Source organism: Psychrobacter sp. UBA3483 (assembly GCF_002377905.1).
Lineage (GTDB): Bacteria > Pseudomonadota > Gammaproteobacteria > Pseudomonadales > Moraxellaceae > Psychrobacter.
In genome coordinates this window covers 1-6,497 of sequence record NZ_DFQS01000054.1, presented here as the reverse complement: position 1 = coordinate 6,497, position 6,497 = coordinate 1, and the positions used below count along the sequence as shown (strand labels likewise).

Sequence of the window (6,497 nt, the reverse complement as noted above, 5' to 3'; positions counted from 1 at the left end):
ACTTTTATAAAGGCTCTACTATAGGTGTTAGTTTCGTTTATTTTAACTCAATCAAGCTCGTGTTTAGCTGGTTTACTTGTAAAAATGCTTACAAGAGAAGTAAGTAGGGCGAATGAGGGTAGTGGCAGAAAAGAGTAAATTCCTCCAAAGTCTTCACTAGCTTGGCTATAGAATAGAATTAGAACTACACCAGTCAACAAGATATTCAGTATATTTAATACTACCGAATGGTCTTTTCTAAATTCAATAAAGTTGATTACAAATGTATATATCGCTGCGATTAACCATAATATTGCTATCATAGCTACTCCTGAGTCAAAACCATTATCATGAAATAGGTTTGATATGATGAGTAGCAGTACAAATACTATGCATATAATTATTACTTTCTTGGTATAGCTTCGCATAAAGATCCTCAACTTATAGTGTAAAAAAGGTTTCGTAAAAACGTTTTGAGATAGATTGCTTCTGTACGTGAAAGAGCTAGAAAACCTTATATTTGCTTAATAAAGTCGATACTATATATAGAAAAAGATAATTTATATATAAATTTATTTTTACGAACAGTCATGTCAACTATTTTAAATTATCTTTCAATTTTCGTGCTATACACACTCAAACTATTACCTTTATGATCTATCACTCACTATTTATTCTAGACTTACACGTTCAAAGGATATCAATTGAACCATGTTTTCCAGTAACTCTTATCTCTTATATACTGAACGAGATTTTAGTATGAACCTAAGAGTTATGCTAGGAAACTACTTGTAGTAGTTAGGAACAAATACTAAAAAAATAAGTCGCTTAATGCGACTTATTTTTTTATCACTGCTCAGTGAACCCGAGCAGCGATCTTATTTTCAATCCATTGAGCCACTTCGCTTTCTACCCATGCTACACGTCCCTTTGATAGCTTTACTTGAACAGGGAATGTTGGATCGTAACGATCAGATTTTTTATTGACCATCTCATAAATCGTAGTACTGCTAAGCGCTGTATAATGCATTACCTGCTTTAGCGGTAGCATGCGCGGTATCTGTGGCATGCTTGGCATTGAGGTATTTTGTTGCGTGTTTGCGTTTAATTGTTCCATGATTATCTCCTTGTAAGTGAATGAGAACGTTTCTTCTCATAGAGTTACGGAGTCCCATATTTTTTTACGGCGTCCCATATTGACCGCGCTTGACCTTCATATATAAAAAAAGAGCTGACGAATCAGCTCTTTTTTATGCAGCATAGTTGCTTTAGCTCACCGCCGTCACGCTTTGGCGTAAGCCTTGCGCGATACTACGTGTGCTGGATTGCGCATTGTTGGTTTTAGTAGGCATCTGATCGCTATCCTCTTGTGGATAAAACTCTTCCACCACATCAGACATCTCTTCACCATCCACTTCAAAGCAAGAATTGGCATAGCCTGTTTTAGCGGCGTCATCCAACGCGCTCTGATCGAAGCCATATACGCTAAGCTCACTATCAATGGCCTTAGCTTGTTGTACGGCATCTTTTAATGTCACCCCATCGCGTAGCGTTAAATCGACAAAGTAAATCGGTGTGCGATAGCTTTGCGTCGTGCTTTTACCTCGCAAGGTGAGTTGCAACGGCAAGCAAGACAGCTTATTGCCAGATACTGCGGCAAAGTAGCTCAGCCGTGCTGCAAGCGTTCTAATACTATTAAAGCCAGTGGTGCGAAAGATAAAGGTGCCAAGCTCATCATCCTCAGACAGATTGACATACAGTCTGCCATACGGCTTACACGCGCCGCCTTGCGCCAGTGGACAACGATCAGGTGATGGACAAGGCAACTGCTCAACACCATTGCTTGTGCGGCGCTGACAGTGCTCACCGTCGCCCACGCATAGCGGTCTCCCAGTTTGCCGATCAAACAGGGTGTACTCAGCTCGCAGGTTTAGTGTCGGATCGTTAAACAGCATACGTACGGGTATTTGTCTGAGCTTACCGTCATTATTTGCGCGTAGCTTTTCGTCTAGTGGATGATTGATCCAGCCGTCTTTATTCTGTACTTGGCTGGTAATGGTGAATTGATCGTCTTTGGCAGGAAGACGTTTTCCGTCTTTTTGAACAACACGTCCAATGCTGATACGACCTAAAACAGGTGGGGTTATGGTGAGACCTTTAATCATGGTGATATTCCTTATAGGTTTAATAAAATATGTTTAGCCATAAAAAAACCCACCTGTGCTAGGTGGGCAGTTATGCGCTTGTTTTGTTTAAATGTAGTAGGTTTCGGCTTAGTCGTTTAAGATAACGAAGCGGCGACTACCTTGCTTGGTTTTGCTAAATTTAGCTAACAGCTCAGGATGCGCTTTGATAACGGCCTTACTGTCCAAACCGATACTATCTTTCGAGCGTTTCCAAGAGATCGCCCCTTTCTCGAACACGGCCACCTCATTATCGGCAATGAGCGTTTGCAGCTGATGCTTTACTTGGTCATGACGCTGCTCTAACTCTTGCATGTAATCACGGTAGCTCAGCAATTGCTCAAATAGCTTATTGGCACCATCGTCATCTCGCAAATCAACCTTGCTTGAGGGTTTAGGTGTTGGATAAAGCAACTTTAAGGCTCGTGCTGCCGATTCAGAATGATCAGGCGTTGGTGGCGTGTCGGTTTCCACGTATTGCCAGAACAAACGCTCATGCTCCATGATGGACGCAATCAAGCGCTCATCACGCTCAACCTTATAAATCTTAGCCTCGTGTCCACACAGCAGCACACAAATATGCGCCGCAGTTTTACCAGTGACCGCCAGCTGATGTTGTACTTGGCAAGTGACATACAATGGTACGCCATGTTTCCAGAGCTTGGCACCATGTTCACCAGCGGTTTTACATTCCAGTATTTGTACTTCGTCACTACCAGTAATGGCATAGTCTAAATTTGCTAGCATGAATCGCTGCTCAGGATGCTGCAAAATGGCATTGACGCGCCTGACTTTATTGCCAGTATGTTCTTGATAATATTTAGCCACCATTGGTTCTAAGGTGTTACCCCAATACAGTGGCGCATAACCATCAGCACCTTCATCAATATTTGATGCCATACGACCAGTCTTAATCATCCATAATTCAAGCATGGATAGAAAGGGATGAATACCACAAGCGGCAGCGGCATCCGAGCTGCCAATGCCTTGCTTGCGAAATTGTAGCCAGTCTTCACGACTTAGGTTTTTGGTATTGACCAAACGTTTAGCAGAGATTACCTGATTAGCAGACGGCTTAACGGATTTATTTTCTACCTTAGGCTTTGGCACTTCTTCGCTATTTTGCCGAGCGTTTAGTGGAGCTTTATTCTTAACAGTTGCACGTTTAACTCTTGGCTGAGTAGTTGTATTGTTTAATGCGATCATGTTCATAATGAACTCCTTCGTTAGATTTATTATTGGTAATTAGTTAATTCAAATAACCTTGCTGACGGCATAAAAAAACCACGCTCAAAGGCGTGGTTGATTCATCAAGTAAACAAAGTCATTAAGAGATTAGGCAATTAAGCGCAGCGCTTCATCCAAGCTTTTATCTTTGAGCTTCGCCCCTGCACCAAACCAAGCTGAGTCAAGGCGATGATCTTGTGACATGGCACGGCGTTCATGATCTACAAACTCCGTCATCGCTGACAGTAAGCCATAGGCGGTGTCCTTAGCAGAGTCTAAATCTGCACCGCGACCTTGCCCATTGAACATAGTCATTACCTGATTCATAGCGCGAGCATTCGGAACTGCTTCTTTCTCCTTCTTAGCAGTATTAAATAAAATGAGGCCATCATCTTTGACATCATTAAACACACGGTTTAAATAATTGGCCGCTTCTGCTTGGGTCACTCGTCGATTAGTGAGCTGCTTCATCTCATAATTAAAATTATCCCACTGGCTAACGGATACGCCTAGTTGCTGCTTGACCTTGTCGGCATCAAAGGTAGTGCTGTGCGGTACTTTGACCACGCCGCCGCTGCCATCAGCTAAGCTGATTGCTAAGGTGTTGTTACAAACCACGCGAATATTAGTGAACTGCGCAGTAGTCGCTAGCGTTCCATCACAGGCGGTTGCAAGCAGCAGATAACCATGACTAACATCGCCGCCACGTAGTGTTGCTGATTGACCAGTTCGAGCGAGGGCCCAGAACTTACGACCGCCTTTTAACACCCCTGCTGTTTCTAATTCAAAGTCAGCTTGTTCCGTCAAATCACGATAGAACTCTAGAATCTCACTCGGTTGTACTTCTTGATAGCGTTGACTCACTACCGATAACGGCTCTAAGTTATCACTGCGATACAGGACCTTGTTATTGTCAAACGGCATGATGAGGTTTTGACCTTTATCATTGGTTGCCATGTAGCTGACGTCTGAGGATTCAATACGCCAGTCCATTCCTGCCTCACGTGCCCAGACTTCTATAGGCTGCTTGGGTGAAAGCTCGTTTCCAAGACCATGCCAAGGGGTGTCACCAACGTATGCCATAGATTCGATTAAATGTGCCATAAGAATATTTCCTTTTGTTGTTTAATAAAATAAGTGGTTTGACTGATTCAATGCTTTAAGGCATGAATCATTGAGTGATTAAATAAATGATGGCGTCAGAGACTAAAGCTATGCTGACAGGTACTGCATAAATAACGCGGCATGACAGCCGCTCTAATGAGTGGTGGCTGCATTAGCCTTTGTTGTGCCAGATTAATAACGGTGGCAATGGCACTGCCTGCGACCATGCCGATCATGGGGTTGATCTTGTAGTACTTGCAGATGCTCACGCTAAGACTGACCAATAGCTTTGGCGATAACATATGCTCTGAAATGCTTTGCATACTGGTATCTATATTTTCGATGACATGAGAAGAGTGACAATTGGGGCAGATGGGTTTCATAGTACCTCCTTGATAATGGCGCATAAAAAAGGCCTGCTATAAAGCAGACCTTTAACGGGGATAAATGAGTGTTAAACAGACAGGTAAGCGAGGCTACCTGTCTTATCTCATGGTAGTACTATATATCTGAGATTAGTTTGATATGAGATTATGCCTCTATGTTTTACCTACATCAGCTCCCTTTTACTTAGCTACTTAAGCATGCTTTGCCCAAAGGTATTCATATTAGGCACAGACACTTTAAGACGTTGATAACTTTCATCACGCTTATCAGGCCTTGTTAGATACAAGGCAGCATCAACCGCATTTTCAACTTCTTGCATGTTGTTACGATGAATCATTCCGATACCAAGTATGCCGTAGCGTGCAAGGCCTTTCTTATACTCTTTAGTATTTAGGATAAAGCAATAGCCAACGCCTTCAGTAATATCTCGCCATTTTTGTCCAACTTGATCAGCCAAATAGCTGTCCTTGTAATGTTTTGAGCCATCAAAGATCAATAGCAGATGACAGTGAAAGCCACCATTGTCTTCACCATGTTCTAATGACCAAGCATGATGAAGTAAATGCTTAAAACAAGTATCGCCATTATGAATGGCGTCTCTTAACTTTTTCATATGAAAGTCAAAATCACGAATAGAAATGTGATGACTGATCTCTTGTATGTATTTTAAATCCACTCTTACAAACAACAATCTTGAATGATTTGAGATGAGGGTTCTGATATTAGGCTCTAAGCTTTTGCTGTTTTGATTACTTTGATAACGCCACGCATTGTAATCCTTCTGAATGGCCGTTTTATAATTTGACAGTAACTGAATAAACTGCCCTGTTTTTTCATTATCCCAAAATATGTTGTAAGAATAATCGTCACCAATAATTTGATTGGTAGTTTCTATAAATGCTTGGATTGGTTTTGAATATCTGTCTTCAGGATTAAGACTGATCATGAACGAGTAGTAGAACTCGTTCAATTGGCTTTTGATTTGTTGGAAATTGATGCTACTAAATAATACATCTCTAACCAGTCTGTCGACGTTAGAGATGAGTTGTGACTGATTAACAGGTGAATAGATCATGATTGTTTTCCTATGAATATAAAGTTGAATGGGTGCTACATATATTCATAGGGTTGTGTATTTTTTTACTGTTCAGTGTGGATAGCATCCGCCTTAGTTAAGCAGTCCTTAATATAACTTATATTATAGTACCAACCTTTTAGCAGCATTCAAAAAGCAGCTTTATATAGGCAAGCCTTGGGTACAGCAAAAATAAAACCCAGCAAATTACGGTATTTTAAAAAAGAGGATGAAGATGGAGTTAGCTGATCGTTGTTAATATAAATTCAGGGGTATTTTATACCCTAAGTGTATATAATATATAAAAAGATCATAATTTATACCGACGTTTTAATGACGTTTTAATGACGTTTTAAAGATGATTTAATGATGGTTAACCAGCAAAAAAAACAATTTACTTTTAATTATTATATTGAGATTTATAATGAGTATTTCTGTTAATACAAGTATATTTATCCCAAAGGAACGTATTAGAAAACAGGAGGAATATATTAAAAGTAAAGTTAATGGTCTTAGTTCATATAGTGTATCAAATACAAAAG

The 6,497-nt window shown here is 40.6% G+C and carries 6 protein-coding genes; all 6 read right to left on the bottom strand.

Features of this window, described 5'->3' with window-relative positions; all coding sequences use genetic code 11:
* Nucleotides 1-835 precede the first annotated feature (835 nt).
* The gene (locus B2866_RS09880; RefSeq protein ID WP_296193520.1) at nt 836-1,096 is read right to left on the bottom strand and encodes a helix-turn-helix transcriptional regulator; all 261 of its coding nucleotides are present in this window, start codon (nt 1,094-1,096) and stop codon (nt 836-838) included.
* Nucleotides 1,097-1,247: 151 nt separating this feature from the next.
* Nucleotides 1,248-2,144 carry a hydrolase or metal-binding protein gene (locus tag B2866_RS09875; RefSeq protein WP_296193519.1) on the bottom strand — a complete coding sequence of 299 codons (897 nt, stop codon included), beginning with the start codon at nt 2,142-2,144 and terminating at the stop codon, nt 1,248-1,250.
* A gap of 108 nt (nt 2,145-2,252) precedes the next feature.
* Nucleotides 2,253-3,374 carry a YqaJ viral recombinase family protein gene (locus B2866_RS09870; RefSeq protein WP_296193518.1) on the bottom strand — a complete coding sequence of 374 codons (1,122 nt, stop codon included), beginning with the start codon at nt 3,372-3,374 and terminating at the stop codon, nt 2,253-2,255.
* A 123-nt stretch (nt 3,375-3,497) separates the two neighbouring features.
* Nucleotides 3,498-4,493 carry a DUF932 domain-containing protein gene (locus B2866_RS09865; protein WP_296193515.1) on the bottom strand — a complete coding sequence of 332 codons (996 nt, stop codon included), beginning with the start codon at nt 4,491-4,493 and terminating at the stop codon, nt 3,498-3,500.
* Between the two features lie 95 nt (nt 4,494-4,588).
* On the bottom strand, nt 4,589-4,876 hold the full coding sequence (locus B2866_RS09860; RefSeq protein ID WP_296193512.1) for a hypothetical protein: 288 nt from the start codon (nt 4,874-4,876) through the stop codon (nt 4,589-4,591).
* 191 nt (nt 4,877-5,067) lie between these two features.
* Nucleotides 5,068-5,955: a YagK/YfjJ domain-containing protein gene (locus tag B2866_RS09855; protein WP_296193510.1), complete on the bottom strand. Its 888-nt coding sequence runs from the start codon at nt 5,953-5,955 to the stop codon at nt 5,068-5,070.
* Nucleotides 5,956-6,497 lie beyond the last annotated feature (542 nt).